Source organism: Pseudomonas sp. stari2, assembly GCF_040760005.1.
Lineage (GTDB): Bacteria > Pseudomonadota > Gammaproteobacteria > Pseudomonadales > Pseudomonadaceae > Aquipseudomonas.
In genome coordinates this window covers 5,882,129-5,899,911 of the sequence record NZ_CP099760.1, presented here as the reverse complement: position 1 = coordinate 5,899,911, position 17,783 = coordinate 5,882,129, and the positions used below count along the sequence as shown (strand labels likewise).

Below are 17,783 nucleotides of genomic sequence, written 5' to 3'. Positions count from 1 at the left end.
TGGCTCGGCTGAAAACGCAGTCTAACGCGGGGCGCTGACTGGCGAGGATTCGGTGATCGGTGGTGCGACGGGAGGCAGGACGCCGCCGTGTTCGTCGCATTTGCACGACAGTCGTTCAAAGCTGTCGACGTTCATCAGGGTCAGGCTGCCACCCCACACGCATCCGGTGTCGAGGGCCGAAATGCCGGGCTCGTGGACATCGCCTTCAAGTGCCGCCCAGTGGCCGAAAATGATCCGTAGGCCGCGGGTCTTGCGTTCCTTGTGCTGGAACCACGGCTTGTAGCCCGGTAGTGCCGTGTTCAGACCTTCCTTGCTCTTGAGGTCGAGCTTGCCTTCGGCGGTGCAGAAGCGCATGCGCGTGAAGTAGTTGGTGATGACCCGAAGACGAGTCACGCCCGTCAAATCGCTATCCCATTTTGTCGGCTCATTGCCATACATGCCGTCAAGATAAGGCCGCAACAGGTTGTCGTCGCGCAGCGCTGCCTCGACTTCCGCTGCATATTTCAATGCCTTGCGCAGTGACCATTGCGGCGGAATACCAGCGTGGACCATGGCCACGTCGCGGTGCTCGTCGTAGTGCATCAGCTTCTGCTGGCGCAGCCATTCAAGCAGGTCGGCGGCATCCGGGGCCTCAAGGATCTCGCGCAGGGTGTCAGACTTTTTCAAGCGTTCGATGTTGTTTGCCGCTGCCAGCAAATGCAGATCGTGATTGCCCAATACACACACCAGCGAATCACGCATGCCGTACAGAAAGCGCAGGGTTTCCAGCGATTGCGGACCACGGTTGACCAGATCGCCCACCAGCCACAACCGATCCACGGCCGGATCGAACGCCACTTGCCTGAGCAGGCACTTGAGCGGTTCGAGGCAGCCCTGAAGGTCGCCGACGGCATACGTCGCCATCAGTGCAGGGCTCCGGGAACGGCGAGGCGGAAGGGTTTGATGATCGCATCGAAATGCTTGCCGTCACTGGCGACCATTTCATAGCTGCCCTGCATGGTGCCGACCTTGGTGGTCATGACCGTGCCGCTGCTGTAGGTGTGGCTTCGCCCCGCGTCGATCAAGGGCTGCTGGCCGACCACGCCGGCGCCGCGCACTTCTTCGACATGTCCGTCGCCATCAGTGATCACCCAATGCCGGGACATCAGTCGGGCCGGTTGCTCGCCATTGTTCTGCACAGTGATGGTGTAGGCGAAGGCGAAGCGGTCGTGCTCGGGTTGCGATTGGTCTGCCAGATAGTGAGTAACGACACTGACATCGACCTGATAACGAGGATCGGACATGCAAAAGGCCTTAAGAACTAAGCGGAACGCGGGGGGAGCCGATGAGTTGAGTCTAGGCAAGTATCGGGCAGGAGACCAGAGGGGCGTCCTGCCCGAACGCGATGATTGCCTGTCAGTCGGCCGCAGGTGTTTTCGCGGGCTGTTCGGCGAGCTTGTCGGCCAGACGCACGAATGCCGCCAGATCGAGTTGCTCGGGACGCAGACTGCCATCGACGCCGGCGGCTTCGATTTCAGCGTTGCTCAGCAATTGCTTTAGGGTGTTGCGCAGGGTCTTGCGGCGTTGGTTGAACGCTTCGCGTACCACGCGCTCCAGCAGGCGATGATCCTTGGCCGGGTGCGGCAGTACCGCGTGCGGCACAAGACGCACGATGGCCGAGTCGACTTTCGGCGGTGGATTGAAGGCACCCGGGCCGACGTTGAACAGATGTTCGACCCGGCAATGGTACTGAACCATGATCGACAGACGGCCCCAGTCACCGCCGCCCGGGCCGGCGGCCAGACGCTCCACGACTTCCTTCTGCAGCATGAAGTGCATGTCGCGAATGATGCCGGCGTTGTTCAGCAGGTGGAAAATCAGCGGCGTGGAGATGTTGTACGGCAGGTTGCCGACCACCCGCAGGCTGTTCGGCGCAGCATTCAGTGTGTTGAAGTCGAACTTCAGCGCATCGCCCTGATGCAGGTTGAAGTTGCTCTTGCCCGCGAACTGCTGGTTGAGGATCGGGATCAGGTCCTTGTCCAGTTCCACCACGTCCAGCTGTGCGCCGGAATTGAGGATGCCGGCGGTCAGTGCGCCCTGGCCCGGGCCGATTTCCAGCATCCGGTCGTCAGGTTTGGCGCTGATGGAGCGCAGGATGCGGTCGATGACGCCGGCATCGTGCAGGAAGTTCTGGCCAAAGCGTTTGCGCGCCTTGTGTTGGTATTGCTCGGTCATAAACGGGTCTCGGCCATCTGGTAGGCTGTTTCCAGGGCGACCTGCAGGCTGCCGGTGTCGATCTTGCCGCTGCCGGCCAGATCCAGGGCGGTGCCATGGTCGACGGAGGTGCGGATGATCGGCAGGCCCAGGGTCACGTTGACCGCTGCGCCGAAGCCTTTGTACTTGAGCACGGGCAGGCCCTGGTCGTGGTACATCGCCAGCACCGCGTCGCAGTGCTCCAGATATTTTGGGGTAAACAGAGTGTCGGCAGGCAGCGGGCCACGAAGGTCCATGCCCTCGCCGCGCAGGCGCTCCAGGGTAGGTTCGATAATGTCGATTTCTTCATGGCCCAAGTGTCCGCCTTCGCCGGCGTGCGGGTTGAGCCCGCAAACCAGGATGCGTGGTTGGGCGATGCCGAATTTGTCTTGCAGGTCGGTGTGCAGAATCCGCGTGACCCGTTCCAGCCGATCCGGCGTGATCGCATCGGCGATGTCGCGCAGGGGCAGGTGAGTAGTGACCAGCGCCACGCGCAAACCGCGGGTAGCGAGCATCATCACCACTTGGGCGGTGTGGGTCAGGTCGGCGAGGAATTCGGTGTGGCCGGAAAAGGCGATGCCGGATTCGTTGATCACGCCCTTGTGCACCGGGGCGGTGATCATCCCGGCGAAGTCGTCGTTCAGGCAGCCATTGCCGGCGCGGGTCAGGGTTTCAAGGACGAAGGCAGCGTTGGCCTTGTCCAGCTGCCCGGCGACCACGGGGGCGCTGAGCGGGGTGTCCCAGACATAAAGGCTGTTGGCCGGCGCTGGAGCGTCCGGCCAGTGACCGGGTGAAACGGGCAGCAGACTGACGGCCAGCCCCAGCTGCGCGGCCCGCTCTTGGAGCAGGTCGCGGCTGGTGATGGCAATCAGGGGGTGTGGCTGGGCTTGCGAGGCGAGCAGCAGGCACAGGTCGGGACCGATGCCGGCTGGTTCGCCGGGAGTCAGCGCGAAACGCTTGGGTTTCACTGCGCTGCCTGGTCTGCACCAGGGAGTTTGATCTCAACGTACGCTTCGTCACGGATCTGACGCAGCCAGGTTTGCAGCTCTTCGTCGTATTTGCGGTTACGCAGTACGGTCATGGCTTGCTGCTCGCGGGCCTGTTCGGTGCTGTCGGTGGCGCGACGGCCAAGAACTTCCAGAACGTGCCAGCCGTACTGGGTCTGGAACGGCTTGGACAGCTGACCCTGTGGGGACTTGGCCATCACGGCGCGGAATTCCGGTACCAGTGCGTTCGGATCGATCCAGTTCAGGTCGCCGCCGTTGAGGGCGGAACCCGGGTCTTCCGAATATTTCTTCGCCAGTTCGGCGAAATCTTCGCCAGCTTCGATGCGGTTATACAGCGACTGGGCCAGCTCTTTGGTCTTGGCTTCGTCGCGGACCGGACTTGGCTTGACCAGGATGTGGCGCACATGCACTTCGTCACGCATCTGGCTTTCGCCGCCGCGTTTTTCCAGCAGCTTCAGGATGATGAAACCACCTGGAGTGCGTGCCGGTTGAGTGATGTCGCCTGGCGACATGGCGCTCAGTTCACGATCGAACGGCGGTGGCAGTTGAGCAGCTTTACGCCAACCCATGTCGCCGCCTTCCAGAGCGTTGTCGCTGCCGGATTTGGCAACGGCCAGTTGACCGAAGTCAGCGCCTTGCTTGAGTTGTTGGTAAACCTCCATCGCCTGGCGCGCGGCGCTCTGAATCGCTTCAGAGTTGGCGCTTTCCGGGGTCGGAATCAGGATGTTGGCCAGGTGCAGTTCTTCCGACAATTGCATCTTGCCCAGGTCGGAGGCGAGGAAGTTCTTCACTTCCTGCTCCGATACCTGAATGCGTTCTGCAACACGGCGCTGACGTACACGGCTGATGATCATTTCCTTGCGGATCTGCTCACGGGCGCCTTCGTAGCTCAGGCCGTCGCGGGCCAGGGCCGCGCGGAACTGGTCGACAGTCATGTTGTTGCGCTGGGCAATGGTGCCGACAGCCTGGTTCAGTTCTTCATCGGTGATGCGGATGCCGGAGCGTTCGCCGATCTGCAGTTGCAGGTTTTCGACGATCAGGCGCTCAAGCACCTGTTGATCCAGCACGCCCGGAGGCGGCAAGCCACCACCACGTTTGGCGATGGTTTGCTGAACTTCGTGGACGCGCTGATCCAGCTGGCTCTGCATGACCACGTCGTTGTCGACGATGGCCACTACTTTGTCGATGGACTGTACTGCGGCGTTGGCCGCAGTACCCAGGAACAGCGCGCCCAGCATCAGCGGGCGCAGACAATCAGAAAGCTTGGTCTTCACGTTGACGATAACCTTGGATGCCTTTGTCGAGGAAGCTCTCAGTCTTGGCGCCGGTGAGGCCGCCGAGTCCCTTCAGAACAATTTGGAGGAAGACGCCGTGGTCGCCTTTTTCGTTTTGCGGAGCTTCCTGACTGAACTCGTCATAAGAAACCCAGTAACGGTTGATCAGGCGAAGTTTCCAGCAGCAGTTGTCGTATTCGAAACCACCGAAGGCTTCCAGAGTACGGTTGCGGTTGTAGTCATACTGCCAGCGGCTGATGGCGCTCCACTGCGGAACGATCGGCCAGATGACCGAAAAGTCGTGCTGCTGGATCTTGTAGTAGTCCTTCACGTAGCCAGGCTGGCCTGGGGTGCCGTAGTCACCACCGCCCACCGACCATTTGCCGGTGTTCTGGTCGTAGCGAACCTGGTCGTTGCGATAGCGATAACCGACGTTGACCACCTTGTTCGGGTTGTCTTCAGGCTGGTAGTGGAACATCGCGCTGCCGGAGCGTGGGCTGTGGCTGTCCGGGTCCCAGTTGTAATCGGCAGTGGTACGCCAGTCGCGGTTCCAGCGGTATTCGTATTCCAGCGCATAGGGCGATACGTCGGACTGGGCGTCTTTGCGATCCTTGAACGCGATGCCCGGCAGTTGTACTTCACGATCCTTGAAGTAGTAAGCCTGACCGATGCTGATGCGTTGACGCTCTAAACCGTCGTCTTCGATCCAGCGGCTGGTCACGCCCAGCGACAGCTTGTTCTCGTCGCCGACGCGGTCGGAGCCGGAGAAGCGGTTGTCGCGGAACAGCGAGGCGTAGTTGAAAGTGTATTCACTGGTATCGAATACCGGAATGTCCTCCTGGTCCACCTTCGGCACATAGAGGTAGAACAGGCGTGGTTCCAGGGTCTGGCGGTAGTTCTTGCCAAAGTAGGAAGTGTTGCGGTCGAAGTACAGGCCGCTGTCGACGCTGGCGATCGGTACGCCGCGACTCTGATTGCTGTCGAAGGTGCCGTTGAGCTTGTTCTGCTCGGCAGTCTGCGCGGCGATCTGCGATTTGCCGGTGCCGTCCAAGTCCAGCTGGTACTGGGTGTACTGGTACTTGAGCGATGGCTTGAGGAAGCCATAAGTCCAGTTCATTGGCAGGCTGACGCCAGGCTTCAGGTTTAGACGGTCGCCGTTGGCACGGGCCAGGCCCTGAATGTTGTTGTCCAGGCGAGGTTCGGTAGTGATCCCGTCTTCCTGAACAAATGTGCCGCTTTTCAGATCACGATCAAACCGCACGATCTCGGTTTCGTAATCGAAGTTCAGACCTTCCGGGTGATACGGCAGCTGACCATTGAAGGTGATCTGCGGCAGACGGTCGTACGGCGTGATGTTCGAAACGGTCGCCAGTTGATAAGCCTGGGCGTTCAAGCGTGCCGTGTAGCTGTCGCCACGGTAGGTCACCGAACCCTGCTGGTTGACATAGTCGGCGCTCTTCACGCCGATCTGATCGGTAGTCAGATCCTGGAAGTAGTACGGATCGCTGATCTTGGTGTAGTCAACCTGGGTGAACACGCGGGAGTCGAGACCACCCTTGTGCTGCCAGTTGTACATGTAGCGATTTTTTTCGTAATCGCTCTGCTTGCTGCGATCGGTGTCTTCGTCGTTGAGGTACGCGGCGCCGAACTGACCTTCGCTGGACTTGGTCAGGTAGCGGAATTCGCCTTCCATCAACAGGCCGCGCTTGCTCATGTAGCGCGGATACAACGTGGCATCGTAGTTCGGTGCCAGGTTGAAGTAGTACGGGGTGACCAGCATGAAGCCGGTGTCGCTGCCGGTACCGATGGTCGGCGGCAGGAAACCCGACTGACGACGATCGTCGATCGGGAAATAGATGTACGGGGTGTACAGGATCGGAATGTCCTTGACCCGCAGTGTCACGTTGGTCGCGGTACCGAAGCCGGTGGCAGGGTTCAGGGTAATGTTGTTGCCCTTGAGCTGCCAGGCGTTGCTGTTCGGTTCGCACGTGGTGTACGTGCCGTCCTTCAAGCGGATGATCGCGTTTTCGGCGCGCTTGGCGTACAGAGCATTACCGCGGATGCGCGACTTGTGCATCACGTATTCGGCGTTGTCGACTTTCGCTTCACCGGTGTCGAGCTGCACATCAGCGTGGTCGCCGACGATCAGCGCGCCATTGTCGCGGATGCGCACGTCACCCTTGAGTTCGGCACGGCTCTCGGCCTGATAGAGGCTCGCTTCCTGGGACTCGACCTGCATGCTGCCCTGACGCAGAACCACGTCACCGGCCAGCGTGCCGACCTGATCTTCGGTGTTATAGCGCGAGGCTTTCGCGCCGATGAAGGTCGGGGCGTCACTTTTATTCGTCTTGTCATTCATGCCAGGACGAATTGGTTCGATATAGGAACCAGAACAGTAAGGACCTGTCTCGGCCAGTTGGGCGGCGGTGAGCTTCTCGCGCGGAACCCAGTCGAGGTGACTGTAGTCTTCGCTACGGGATTTCAGGCCGCGGCCCTTGGACTCGGTGACCAGCACGGGTTTGGGACCGGAGTCCGAAACGCTGCCGTTCTCGGCCGGGGCTTCGCCGGTGGCGCTGACAGCGCTGCCGTCATGCACCGGACGCGGAGGCAATGCCGCCGCCGGCGTCTTCGGCGAACAGGCCCAGCCGCCCGTAGCCGAGACCGCGCAGTCATACTGCTCGGCGGCGACAACGAATGAACTGGCCAGAGGTTGCATAGCCAGCAGACTGCCGGTTACCAACAACGGAAATTTTTTACGAAACGCGGGGGATTTCAATGCCATCTTATTAGTCCGGGCTTCCTGCGTGCCATCTGCCCGCGGTGTGGGCCGCACGCCTCTCGATGGTCTGAAAAAGATGCTGGATAATAAAGCATGACCCGCTTGACGGCTAGCGCCGTCGGAGACCCTTGCAATGCCTGACCAAGATGTACGCTTGCAACACCTGAAAGTTTGGCTCGATGAACAGTTGGCGACCCTTTTTGCCGAGCAGGGCTGGGGTGCCGTACCCCCGGCCACGTTGACTGCGGCCAGCAGCGACGCGAGTTTCCGCCGTTATTTCCGTTGGGAAGGTGCCGGTCGCAGTTTCGTCGTGATGGACGCGCCGCCCCCCCAGGAAAACTGCAAACCGTTCGTGGATATCGCCTTTTTGCTGGCGAAATCCGGTATCAACGTGCCGAAAATTTATGCAGAAGACCTCGAACGCGGATTTCTTTTGCTCAATGACCTGGGCAACAAGACCTATCTCGACGTGATCAATGGCAAAAATGCCGACGCATTGTTCAGCGATGCCTTGCAGGCGCTGTTGGCTTTTCAGCAGTTGCCGATGGTGGCACCGCTGCCGAGCTATGACGTCGCGCTGTTGCGTCGCGAACTGGAACTGTTCCCAGAGTGGTACGTGAAGCGCGAACTGGGCGTGGAGTTCGACGCCACGCAACAGCAGCAATGGCAGCAGGTCAGCGAGTTGCTGATCGACAGCGCGCTGGCCCAGCCAAAAGTGCTGGTGCACCGCGACTACATGCCGCGCAACCTGATGCTCAGCGAACCGAACCCCGGCGTGCTGGATTTCCAGGACGCGGTGTACGGGCCGGTGACTTACGACGTGACATGCCTGTTCAAGGACGCCTTCCTCAGTTGGCCTGAAGAGCGTGTGCGCGGCTGGCTGGAAAGCTACTGGCAGCAGGCGACAGCGTTAAATATCCCCGTGCAGCCGGACTTCGAAGACTTTCTGCGCGCCAGCGACCTGATGGGCGTGCAGCGTCACCTGAAAGTTATCGGTATCTTCGCCCGCATCTGCCACCGCGATGGCAAACCTCGCTACCTCGCCGATGTGCCGCGCTTCTTCTCTTATATAGAAGCGGTGATCGCGCGCCGTCCCGAGTTGTCACAGCTGCAAGCGCTGCTGGCCAGCCTGCGTGGTGGAGCGACTGCATGAAGGCAATGATTCTGGCGGCCGGCAAAGGCGAGCGCATGCGTCCGCTGACCCTGACCACCCCGAAACCTTTAGTGCGCGCTGGCGGCGTACCGTTGATCGAGTATCACCTGCGTGCCCTGGCTGCGGCGGGTTTCAGCGAAATCGTGATCAACCATGCCTGGCTCGGTCAGCAGATCGAAGATTACCTGGGCGACGGTTCGCAATTCGGCCTGAGCATCCGTTACTCGCCCGAAGGCGAGCCGCTTGAAACCGGTGGCGGTATCTTCCGCGCCTTGCCTTTGCTCGGCGACGAAGCGTTTCTGGTGGTCAACGGTGACATCTGGACCGATTACGACTTCAGCGTGCTGCACCAGCCGATCAGCGGGCTGGCGCATCTGGTGCTGGCTGATAACCCGGCCCATCACCCGACCGGCGACTTCAGCCTGATCGGTGATCAGGTACAGGACGGCCAACCGGACTCGCCGACCCTGACCTACAGCGGCATCGCCGTGCTGCATCCGCAACTGTTCGACGGCTGCACGGACGGCGCCTTCAAACTGGCACCGTTGCTGCGCAAAGCCATGGCGAACGGGCAGGTGAGCGGTGAGCGACTGAAAGGCCACTGGGTCGATGTCGGTACGCACGAGCGTCTGGCTGAAGCCGAAACCTTGATAGAAGCGAGTCGCTGATATGTTGTGGCCAGGGACTCTGATTGGAGCCGGAGCGGGTTTTGCTATCGCCAGCATTCCGGGGGCCATGCTTGGGGCTTTGTTGGGGCAGGCGCTGGATCGGCGTCTGCATTTGCAGAGCTGGGGGCATTTGCGGGAAAAACTCGGCGGCCAGCCGATGCTGCGCAACGACGAGTTGTTGTTCGTCTTGCTCGGGCGTCTGGCCAAGAGTGACGGACGGGTTACCGACGGCCATATCCAGCAGGCGCGTCAGGAGATGCGCGCGCTGGACATGAGTGAGTCGGCGCAGCGCCGGGCCATTGCCGCGTTCAATCGCGGCAAGTCCGGCGGGGATCGCCTGCGCGGTTATCTGCGGCGTCTCAGTGCTCAGCCCCATGCGGCCGAGGGCGTGTTGCGTGCCTGCTGGCGGATGGTCTGGGCGGATGGTCGGGCTGGCAGCAGCGAACGTGAATTGTTGGCGCAATGGGGCAAGTGGCTGGGCTGGACGACGCACCAGCTTCAGGCGCTGGCGGCGGATTACGAGCCGAACAAGCGCCCGATCGTCAGCGCCGCGGTGAGTTATCAGGATGCGATGCGCCTGCTCGGGGTGTCGGCAACCAGCGAACCGGCCCAGATCAAACGCGCTTATCGTCGCCTGCTCAGTCGCCATCATCCGGACAAGGTGGCCGGTAGTGGAGCGACGGCGGCCCAGGTGCTCGAAGCGACTGAAAAGACCCGCGAATTGCACAATGCCTACACATTGATTCGCGAGCGGCGGGATTTCCGCTAGACAAAAAAAGATCGCAGCCCAGGCTGCGATCTTTTTTTGTGTGGTCGCTCAGTCCGGGTTTTGCGGATTCAACCAGCCGCGCACCCGGCGGAACAATTGCTCCTGCTCGGCCTTGTTGTCGGGCAACGCCTTGAGCGCTACCTGGCTGAACGACGACGTCTTCAAGCGTTTGCTGGCCTGTAAACGCTCCAGTGCGGCGTTGCGATCCAGCGGCTTGTCCATGTAGAAGATATCGGCCGTCGGCAGCTTCAGCAGTGGCGTCAGTTCTGCCAGTTCAGGCTTGGCTTTGGGCGGTACTTGCGCGGCGACCATCACCAGCTTTTCCACTTGCGCGGTCTGCTTTTCATTCAGGAACCGCGCGGCCCAATAGGCGCCTGTACCGTGACCGAGGACCACGATGCTGTGTGCGCCTTGCTGTTCGGCGTAGGCGATCGCCGCGTCGATGCGGGCAAAGATTCGTTCGGCGTCAGCCTTGGCCTGTTCTTCGGTGGTTTCGGCAACGACCTTGTCAGCCACGTCCGCTTCACCACCAGCGGCTTGCTCGATCGGTTGGGCGGTGGTCGAATCCTTGCTGCCTGCATCGGTGGTTTTCGGCGCTGCGGGCGCTTCGATCACACGCGGTGCGATGGCATCGCTTTGCAGGTCGGGTAGGGTGATACTCAGGCTGTTCCACTCGACGTCCGGCAATTTACGCCGCAGCGGGCCGATTGCCTGGGGCCAGTCAGCGGTTTCGCCGGTACCGGGGATCAGGATCACCACGCCTTTGGGGTCGGCCGTGTTGGCCGGTTTCCACAGCGCGAGGAACGTGTCGCTGCCGGCCTGCAACTGTTGTTGTTCCTGGGCCGGGATTTTGCGTTCGAGTGCCGAGGCTTCTTCCTGACTACGCTCAAGCAATGGCTGGCGTTCGACTGGTTTTTCTTCGGCGGGCTTTTCCGCGGTAGCGGCGGGAGCCGGATCGGCGGCTTCGACGGAAAACGCACAAGGCAGGATCAGCGACAGGCACAATGCTGGCATTGCCAGGCGAGAGACAGGGGGCATCGGTTATTCCAGGCCAGAAATTATCCCGGCAGCCTAAAGGGTTGGTCAGAATTTGTCAGGTCATGAGATTTCAATGATGCGTTTTTGCTGCCTGTGGGTTATCGGCTGTCTGGCGTTTCCCTTGATGGGGTGGGCCGCGCCTGCGCCGTCGAGCCATGTTGCGCAGTTGTCGATGAGCCAGCAGCAGTGGCTCGCCCAGCACAATGAATTACGCGTCGGCCTGATTCTGCAGGCGCCGTACGCGCAATACGACCGGCGTCTGCAGCGGCTGTCCGGGGCCAATGTCGAGTTGATGAAGTGGCTGGCCAAGGCCCTCGACATCGAACTCAGATGGCGCAACTTCCCCGATATCGAACAACTTGAAGCCGCCGCGCGGGACGGCGAGATCGATATCGCCCCGGGCCTGACCCAGACGCCTGGCTCGCTGCGTCTCTGGCAGTTTTCCGATCCTTACATGCGCGTGCCGCAACTGGTGGTCAGCGATCAGAAAGTCAGCAGTTCGGTCGAGCTGGAAAAGCTCGACAGCCAGGCCCGGGTGGCCGTGCGCATGCCCAGCGTCACCGCTGATTATCTGCGCGGCAACTATCCCCATCTGAATCTGCAAGGCGTGCCGCTGGAGCGTCAGGCCTTGCAGTTGCTGTTGAGTCAGCAGGCGTCTTACGCGGTGGTGGATGAAGCGCAACTGGGGCGTCTGTCGACAGAGCCGGAGTTTGCCGGGCTGGTGGTGGTCGGCGACATCGGTCTGCCGCAACTGTTGCGAGTTGCCACCCGTCGCGACTGGCCGGAGCTGGCCGGGATCGTCGAAAGTGCCTTGCGGGCAATCCCGGCGAAAGATCTGGAGCGTCTGCACACGCAATGGCTGCAACCCAAATACCCGCGGCTCTCGGAATCGCCGGGGTTCTGGCAGAACCTGAGTCTGCTGTTCGCCGTGTTGTTGCTCAGTTGTGCGGCAATCGTCTTGTGGCAACGGCGCCAGCAACACAGCCTTGAACAACGCCTGCTCGCTGCCCGGGAAGACATTGCCCTGCGCGCGGCCAGCGAAGAAGCTCTGCGCCTGACTCAGTTTTCCATCGACCAGAGCACCGTCGGCATTCTCTGGGTCAACTGGGACAGTCACGTGCGCTACGCCAACCGCGCGGCGGAGCACATGCTGGGTTATCCACAGGGCGCGCTGATCGAGCGACCGCTGATCGACTTCGAACCCGGCCTGCACATGGATCGCTGGCTCAATCTGTGGAAGCGCGCCCGGGCCAGTGAGGAAGGGCCGCTCAGCTTTGAAACGAGTTGTGTGCGGGCGGATGGCAGCATCCTGCCGGCGGATGTGTCGTTGAGTTTTCTGCGGTTTCGCGACAGCGAATATCTGGTGGTTTATCTCACTGACGTGACCGAGCGTCGGCGGGCCCTGGCCGCGTTGCAGGAAAGCGAGGCGCGCTTGCAGGGCATCGCCGCCAACGTGCCGGGGCTGGTGTTCCGTCTGGAACGGGCGCCGGTGACCGGGCAGATCGACTTTGCCTACATCAGTGAGGGCAGCGAAAATCTGGTGGGCTACGCACCGGCCGCCATCGCCCATCGCGACATGGGTCTGCGCAGCCTGGTGCATCCGGACGACAAGGCCGGTTATCACCAGACTCAGGACCGGGCACTGGACACCGACAGCGACTGGTCGTGGCAGGGGCGGATCCTTACGCGCCAGGGCGAGCAGCGCTGGGCCGAGATCAAGGCCATCACCCGGCAACTGGAGGACGGCGCCTACGTCTGGGACGGCATCGTCTGGGACATCACCGAAAGCAAACGCATCGAACTGGAACTGGCGGCATCGCGCGAACAACTGCGCGAACTGTCGGCGCACCTCGAAAGCGTGCGGGAAGAGGAGAAGGCGCGCATTGCCCGCGAAGTTCACGATGAACTGGGGCAAATGTTGACGGTGCTGAAACTGGAGACGTCGATGTGCGAACTGGCCTACGCGCAACTCGATCCTGGTCTGAACGAGCGCCTGAACAGCATGAAACGCCTGATCGCCCAGCTGTTCCAGTTGGTGCGCGATGTGGCGACGGCATTGCGCCCGCCGATTCTCGATGCGGGGATCGCTTCGGCGATCGAATGGCAGGCTCGGCGATTCGAGGCGCGCACGCAGATTCCGTGTCTGGTGCAGGTGCCGGACAATCTGCCGCCGCTCAGCGACGCCAAGGCCATCGGCCTGTTCCGTATTCTTCAAGAGGCGCTGACCAATGTCATGCGCCATGCCCAGGCGCATACTGTGGAGCTGACGCTGACGCAGGAAGGCGACGAATTGTGTCTGACGGTCAGCGATGATGGCGTAGGATTTGTCGCCGCTGCGGGCAGGCCGACGTCCTTTGGATTGGTGGGCATGCGTGAGCGGGTGTTGATCATGGGCGGTCAGTTGTCACTCGACAGCGAACCGGGCGAGGGCACCACACTGAGCGTGCGGGTGCCACTTGATGAGGAGAAGTAAGTGATCCGTGTACTGGTAGCTGAAGACCACACCATCGTTCGCGAAGGCATCAAGCAATTGATCGGCCTGGCCAAGGATCTGCAAGTCGTGGGGGAGGCGAGCAATGGCGAGCAGTTGCTCGAAACCCTGCGCAGCGTGCCCTGCGAGGTGGTGCTGCTGGATATTTCCATGCCCGGGGTCAACGGGCTGGAGGCGATTCCGCGTATTCGCGCACTGAACAATCCGCCGGCGATTCTGGTGCTGTCGATGCACGACGAGGCGCAGATGGCCGCTCGGGCGCTGAAGGTTGGCGCTGCCGGGTATGCGACCAAGGACAGCGATCCGGCATTGCTGCTTACAGCGATCCGCAAGGTCGCGGCAGGCGGGCGCTACATCGATCCGGAACTGGCCGACCGCATGGTCTTCGAAGTCGGCCTGACCGATACGCGGCCGCTGCATTCGTTGTTGTCCGAACGCGAGTTCTCGGTGTTCGAACGCCTGGCTCAGGGCGCCAACGTCAACGACATCGCCCAGCAATTGGCCCTGAGCAGCAAGACCATCAGCACCCACAAGGCGCGGCTGATGCAGAAACTCAACATCACCTCACTTGCCGAGCTGGTGAAGTATGCGATGGAACACAAACTCCTCTAACTCCCATATCCAATAACGACAGGCGCTTTTGCCGGTTCCTGCGGCTGGAACTTCAGGGCTCGCACCTGACGTGTCCAAACGCGCCATCCTTGTAGGGCAATCCCTACCCCCGGCCTTCCATCCGGCTGAGGCGATTCTCTCCTGCGCCCCGATTTGCGTGACTGCAGGCAGCCACTAGGCTTAATCCCACAGCAGTCATCAATAACAAAGGTGTGGGTATGAGCCAGGTCGAATCAAACGCAGGGGCCAGCGATGTGCTGGTCAGCTTTCGTGGAGTGCAGAAGAGCTACGACGGCGAGAACCTGATCGTCAAAGACCTCAACCTGGACATCCGCAAGGGCGAATTCCTGACCCTGCTCGGGCCGTCCGGCTCCGGCAAGACCACCAGCCTGATGATGCTCGCCGGTTTCGAAACACCAACCGCCGGGGAAATCCTCCTGGCCGGACGCGCGATCAACAACGTGCCGCCGCACAAGCGCGACATCGGCATGGTGTTCCAGAACTACGCGCTGTTCCCGCACATGACCGTCGCCGAGAACCTGGCGTTCCCGCTGACCGTGCGCGGCCTGAACAAGAGCGACGTCAGCGACAAGGTCAAGAAAGTCCTGAGCATGGTCCAGCTCGATGCCTTCGCTTCGCGCTATCCGGCGCAGTTGTCCGGCGGCCAGCAACAACGTGTGGCGCTGGCCCGTGCGCTGGTCTTCGAGCCGCAACTGGTGCTGATGGACGAACCGCTCGGCGCTCTCGACAAGCAGCTGCGCGAACACATGCAGATGGAAATCAAACACCTGCACCAGCGCCTCGGCGTGACCGTGGTCTACGTGACCCACGACCAGGGCGAAGCCCTGACCATGTCCGACCGCGTCGCCGTGTTTCATCAGGGTGAGATCCAGCAGATCGCCCCGCCGCGCACCCTCTACGAAGAGCCGAAAAACACCTTCGTCGCCAACTTCATCGGCGAGAACAACCGCCTCAACGGTCGTCTGCTCAGCCAGAGCGGCGAGCGCTGTGTGGTCGAGCTGGGTCGTGGGGAAAAGGTCGAGGCGCTGGCGGTCAACATCGGCCAGACCGGCGAACCCGTCACCCTGTCGATCCGGCCGGAGCGCGTCAGCCTCAACGGTTCGAGCGATCAATGCGTCAACCGCTTCTCCGGGCGGGTGGCCGAATTCATCTATCTGGGCGACCACGTCCGGGTGCGCCTGGAAGTCTGCGGCAAGACCGACTTCTTCGTGAAACAACCGATTGCCGAGCTCGATCCTGCGCTCGCGGTCGGCGACGTGGTTCCGCTTGGCTGGCAGGTCGAGCACGTTCGCGCGCTTGATCCTCTTCTAGAGGCGCATTAAGCGCCCCGGCATTACCAACACCAACCCTGCACGTGGAGAGAACAATAAATGTTGAGATCCCTGAAGTTCACAGCCCTGACCCTGGGCCTGATGGGTGCGGCAAGCGCAATGGCCGCCGGCCCGGATCTGACCGTGGTGTCGTTTGGCGGGGCGAACAAGGCGGCGCAAGTCAAAGCCTTCTACGCACCGTGGGAAGCGGCGGGCAACGGCAAGATCGTCGCCGGCGAGTACAACGGTGAGATGGCCAAAGTCAAAGCCATGGTCGATACCAAGAGCGTGTCCTGGGATCTGGTGGAGGTTGAATCGCCGGAACTGTCCCGTGGCTGCGACGAAGACATGTTCGAGCAGCTCGATCCTGCGCTGTTCGGCAAGACCGAAGACTACGTCAAAGGCGCGATCCAGCCGTGCGGCGTGGGCTTCTTCGTATGGTCCACCGTACTGGCCTACAACGCCGACAAACTGAAAACCGCACCGACCAGTTGGGCGGATTTCTGGGACACCAAGAAATTCCCGGGCAAGCGCGGCCTGCGCAAAGGCGCCAAGTACACCCTCGAATTCGCACTGATGGCCGACGGCGTTGCGCCGAAAGACGTCTACAAAGTGTTGGCCAGCAAAGATGGTCAGGATCGCGCATTCAAGAAGCTGGACGAACTCAAGCCAAGCATCCAGTGGTGGGAAGCCGGCGCACAGCCACCGCAGTATCTCGCCTCCGGTGACGTGGTCATGAGCTCCGCCTACAACGGTCGTATCGCTGCCGTGCAGAAAGAGTCCAACCTGAAAGTGGTGTGGAACGGCGGCATCTACGACTTCGACGCATGGGCCATCCCGAAAGGCCTGGACGCCAAACGTGCGGAAGCGGCGAAGAAATTCATCGCCTATTCGGTGCAGCCGCAACAGCAGAAGACCTATTCGGAAAACATCGCCTACGGCCCGGCCAACACCCAGGCTGTGCCGCTGCTGGCCAAGGATGTCCTGAAAGACATGCCGACCACCCCGGAAAACATCGCCAACCAGGTGCAGATCGACGTCAGCTTCTGGGCTGACAACGGTGAGCAACTGGAGCAGCGCTTCAATTCCTGGGCTGCGAAGTAAGGCTGATGCATACGCGGCGTCACCCTCAGGGTGACGCCGTCATTCAAAAGATTTGCGGAGTACGTCATGGCCATCGCCGTTCCCCTGAACGAGGGCAGCAGCCCCACCTTGAAGCAGCGGCTCAAGCACGCCGAGCGGGTCAACCGCTGGAAGGCCCAGGCGCTGATCGCGCCACTGGTGCTGTTTCTGTTGCTGGTGTTCCTGGTGCCGATCGTGGCGCTGCTCTACAAAAGCGTCGGCAACCCGGAAGTGGTGGGCGGCATGCCACGCACCGTGGCTGCCATCGCCAGTTGGGACGGTCGCGGACTGCCCGCTGAACCGGTCTACAAGGCCGCCGGCGAAGACCTCGCCGAGGCCCGCAAAAACCAGACCCTGGGCGATCTGTCCAAGCGCCTGAACATGGAGTTGGCCGGCTATCGCAGCCTGCTGACCAAAACCGCCCGCTCGCTGCCATTCGCCAGCGAACCGGCCTCTTATAAAGAAGCGCTGGAAGGCCTCGACGAACGCTGGGGCGATCCGGCCTATTGGCAGGCTGTGAAGCGCAACACCAGCAGCATCACCCCGTTCTATCTGCTGGCGGCGGTGGACCATCGCATCGACGACCTCGGCGAACTGGCCCCGGCCACCCCGGATCAGGCGATCTACCTCGACATCTTCGCCCGGACCTTCTGGATGGGCCTGATCATCACCGTGATCTGCCTGGTGCTGGCCTATCCGCTGGCGTACCTGCTGGCCAACCTGCCGTCGCGTCAAAGCAACCTGCTGATGATTCTGGTGCTGTTGCCGTTCTGGACCTCAATCCTGGTACGAGTCGCGGCGTGGATCGTGTTGCTGCAATCCGGCGGATTGATCAACAGCGCGCTGATGGCGATGGGCGTGATCGATAAGCCGCTGGAGCTGGTGTTCAACCGCACGGGGGTCTACATCTCGATGGTGCACATCCTGTTGCCGTTCATGATCCTGCCGATCTACAGCGTGATGAAAGGCATCTCGCCGACCTACATGCGCGCCGCGATTTCCCTCGGCTGTCATCCGTTCGCCAGCTTCTGGCGGGTCTACTTCCCGCAGACCTACGCCGGTGTCGGCGCCGGTTGCCTGCTGGTGTTCATCCTCGCTATCGGCTACTACATCACCCCGGCGCTGCTGGGCAGCCCGAACGATCAGATGGTCAGCTACTTCGTCGCGTTCTACACCAACACCAGCATCAACTGGGGCATGGCCACTGCGCTGGGCGGGCTGTTGCTGCTGGCGACCGTGGTGCTTTATCTGATCTACAGCTGGCTGGTAGGCGCCAGTCGCCTGCGCCTGAGTTAAGGGGAATTTGA

General features: G+C 61.3%; 15 protein-coding genes. 8 read left to right on the top strand and 7 right to left on the bottom strand.

What is annotated here, in order from left to right; genetic code table 11:
* Positions 1 to 21 precede the first annotated feature (21 nt).
* The 6 genes from NH234_RS27135 to NH234_RS27110 form a co-directional block, all read right to left on the bottom strand.
* On the bottom strand, positions 22 to 903 hold the full coding sequence (locus NH234_RS27135; RefSeq protein WP_367254903.1) for a symmetrical bis(5'-nucleosyl)-tetraphosphatase: 882 nt from the start codon (positions 901 to 903) through the stop codon (positions 22 to 24).
* Positions 903 to 1,283, bottom strand: a complete 381-nt coding sequence (apaG, locus tag NH234_RS27130; RefSeq protein WP_085731706.1) for a Co2+/Mg2+ efflux protein ApaG — start codon at positions 1,281 to 1,283, stop codon at positions 903 to 905. The genes NH234_RS27135 and apaG overlap by 1 nt, the downstream gene beginning before the upstream one ends.
* 112 nt (positions 1,284 to 1,395) lie before the next feature.
* Complete coding sequence (gene rsmA, locus NH234_RS27125) at positions 1,396 to 2,214, bottom strand: 16S rRNA (adenine(1518)-N(6)/adenine(1519)-N(6))-dimethyltransferase RsmA (protein ID WP_085731707.1); 819 nt, start codon at positions 2,212 to 2,214, stop codon at positions 1,396 to 1,398.
* Positions 2,211 to 3,200: a 4-hydroxythreonine-4-phosphate dehydrogenase PdxA gene (gene pdxA / locus NH234_RS27120; RefSeq protein WP_085731708.1), complete on the bottom strand. Its 990-nt coding sequence runs from the start codon at positions 3,198 to 3,200 to the stop codon at positions 2,211 to 2,213. Before pdxA ends, rsmA begins: the two co-directional genes overlap by 4 nt.
* The gene (surA, locus tag NH234_RS27115; protein ID WP_139831717.1) at positions 3,197 to 4,513 is read right to left on the bottom strand and encodes a peptidylprolyl isomerase SurA; all 1,317 of its coding nucleotides are present in this window, start codon (positions 4,511 to 4,513) and stop codon (positions 3,197 to 3,199) included. Before surA ends, pdxA begins: the two co-directional genes overlap by 4 nt.
* Positions 4,494 to 7,295: an LPS-assembly protein LptD gene (locus tag NH234_RS27110; protein WP_367254900.1), complete on the bottom strand. Its 2,802-nt coding sequence runs from the start codon at positions 7,293 to 7,295 to the stop codon at positions 4,494 to 4,496. Before NH234_RS27110 ends, surA begins: the two co-directional genes overlap by 20 nt.
* Before the next feature lie 130 nt (positions 7,296 to 7,425).
* Here NH234_RS27110 and NH234_RS27105 point away from each other — a divergent pair, with 130 nt between their 5' ends.
* From NH234_RS27105 to NH234_RS27095, 3 genes are read left to right on the top strand one after another with little or no spacing between them, the layout of a single operon-like run.
* Positions 7,426 to 8,445, top strand: coding sequence for an aminoglycoside phosphotransferase family protein (locus tag NH234_RS27105; RefSeq protein WP_367254898.1), 1,020 nt, complete (start codon positions 7,426 to 7,428; stop codon positions 8,443 to 8,445).
* On the top strand, positions 8,442 to 9,113 hold the full coding sequence (murU, locus tag NH234_RS27100) for an N-acetylmuramate alpha-1-phosphate uridylyltransferase MurU (protein ID WP_367254896.1): 672 nt from the start codon (positions 8,442 to 8,444) through the stop codon (positions 9,111 to 9,113). Before NH234_RS27105 ends, murU begins: the two co-directional genes overlap by 4 nt.
* Position 9,114: 1 nt before the next feature.
* Complete coding sequence (locus NH234_RS27095; protein ID WP_085731712.1) at positions 9,115 to 9,882, top strand: TerB family tellurite resistance protein; 768 nt, start codon at positions 9,115 to 9,117, stop codon at positions 9,880 to 9,882.
* Between the two features lie 48 nt (positions 9,883 to 9,930).
* Here the strand turns inward: NH234_RS27095 and NH234_RS27090 are convergent, their stop codons facing one another.
* On the bottom strand, positions 9,931 to 10,920 hold the full coding sequence (locus NH234_RS27090; RefSeq protein WP_085731713.1) for an alpha/beta hydrolase family protein: 990 nt from the start codon (positions 10,918 to 10,920) through the stop codon (positions 9,931 to 9,933).
* A gap of 73 nt (positions 10,921 to 10,993) precedes the next feature.
* Here NH234_RS27090 and NH234_RS27085 point away from each other — a divergent pair, with 73 nt between their 5' ends.
* From NH234_RS27085 to NH234_RS27065, 5 genes are all read left to right on the top strand, one after another.
* The gene (locus NH234_RS27085; RefSeq protein ID WP_367254893.1) at positions 10,994 to 13,393 is read left to right on the top strand and encodes a transporter substrate-binding domain-containing protein; all 2,400 of its coding nucleotides are present in this window, start codon (positions 10,994 to 10,996) and stop codon (positions 13,391 to 13,393) included.
* A complete protein-coding gene (locus NH234_RS27080) occupies positions 13,394 to 14,023 on the top strand; it encodes a response regulator transcription factor (RefSeq protein ID WP_003228820.1) in 630 nt (209 codons plus the stop codon).
* Between the two features lie 218 nt (positions 14,024 to 14,241).
* Positions 14,242 to 15,366 (top strand): ABC transporter ATP-binding protein, encoded by a 1,125-nt coding sequence (locus NH234_RS27075; protein ID WP_085667439.1) that lies wholly within the window; start codon positions 14,242 to 14,244, stop codon positions 15,364 to 15,366.
* Between the two features lie 48 nt (positions 15,367 to 15,414).
* Positions 15,415 to 16,458: an ABC transporter substrate-binding protein gene (locus tag NH234_RS27070; RefSeq protein WP_085731715.1), complete on the top strand. Its 1,044-nt coding sequence runs from the start codon at positions 15,415 to 15,417 to the stop codon at positions 16,456 to 16,458.
* 66 nt (positions 16,459 to 16,524) lie between these two features.
* A complete protein-coding gene (locus NH234_RS27065) occupies positions 16,525 to 17,772 on the top strand; it encodes an ABC transporter permease (protein ID WP_085731716.1) in 1,248 nt (415 codons plus the stop codon).
* Positions 17,773 to 17,783: the final 11 nt, after the last annotated feature.

Excerpts from the sequence above, each read along its gene's own strand:
- NH234_RS27090 (WP_085731713.1), bottom strand. The coding sequence starts at position 10,920 with ATGCCCCCTGTCTCTCGCCTGGCAATGCCAGCATTGTGCCTGTCGCTG.
- NH234_RS27075 (WP_085667439.1), top strand. The coding sequence starts at position 14,242 with ATGAGCCAGGTCGAATCAAACGCAGGGGCCAGCGATGTGCTGGTCAGC.
- NH234_RS27110 (WP_367254900.1), bottom strand. The coding sequence starts at position 7,295 with ATGGCATTGAAATCCCCCGCGTTTCGTAAAAAATTTCCGTTGTTGGTA.
- murU (WP_367254896.1), top strand. The coding sequence starts at position 8,442 with ATGAAGGCAATGATTCTGGCGGCCGGCAAAGGCGAGCGCATGCGTCCG.
- NH234_RS27085 (WP_367254893.1), top strand. The coding sequence starts at position 10,994 with ATGATGCGTTTTTGCTGCCTGTGGGTTATCGGCTGTCTGGCGTTTCCC.
- apaG (WP_085731706.1), bottom strand. The coding sequence starts at position 1,283 with ATGTCCGATCCTCGTTATCAGGTCGATGTCAGTGTCGTTACTCACTAT.
- NH234_RS27135 (WP_367254903.1), bottom strand. The coding sequence starts at position 903 with ATGGCGACGTATGCCGTCGGCGACCTTCAGGGCTGCCTCGAACCGCTC.
- NH234_RS27105 (WP_367254898.1), top strand. The coding sequence starts at position 7,426 with ATGCCTGACCAAGATGTACGCTTGCAACACCTGAAAGTTTGGCTCGAT.
- rsmA (WP_085731707.1), bottom strand. The coding sequence starts at position 2,214 with ATGACCGAGCAATACCAACACAAGGCGCGCAAACGCTTTGGCCAGAAC.
- NH234_RS27065 (WP_085731716.1), top strand. The coding sequence starts at position 16,525 with ATGGCCATCGCCGTTCCCCTGAACGAGGGCAGCAGCCCCACCTTGAAG.
- NH234_RS27095 (WP_085731712.1), top strand. The coding sequence starts at position 9,115 with ATGTTGTGGCCAGGGACTCTGATTGGAGCCGGAGCGGGTTTTGCTATC.
- NH234_RS27070 (WP_085731715.1), top strand. The coding sequence starts at position 15,415 with ATGTTGAGATCCCTGAAGTTCACAGCCCTGACCCTGGGCCTGATGGGT.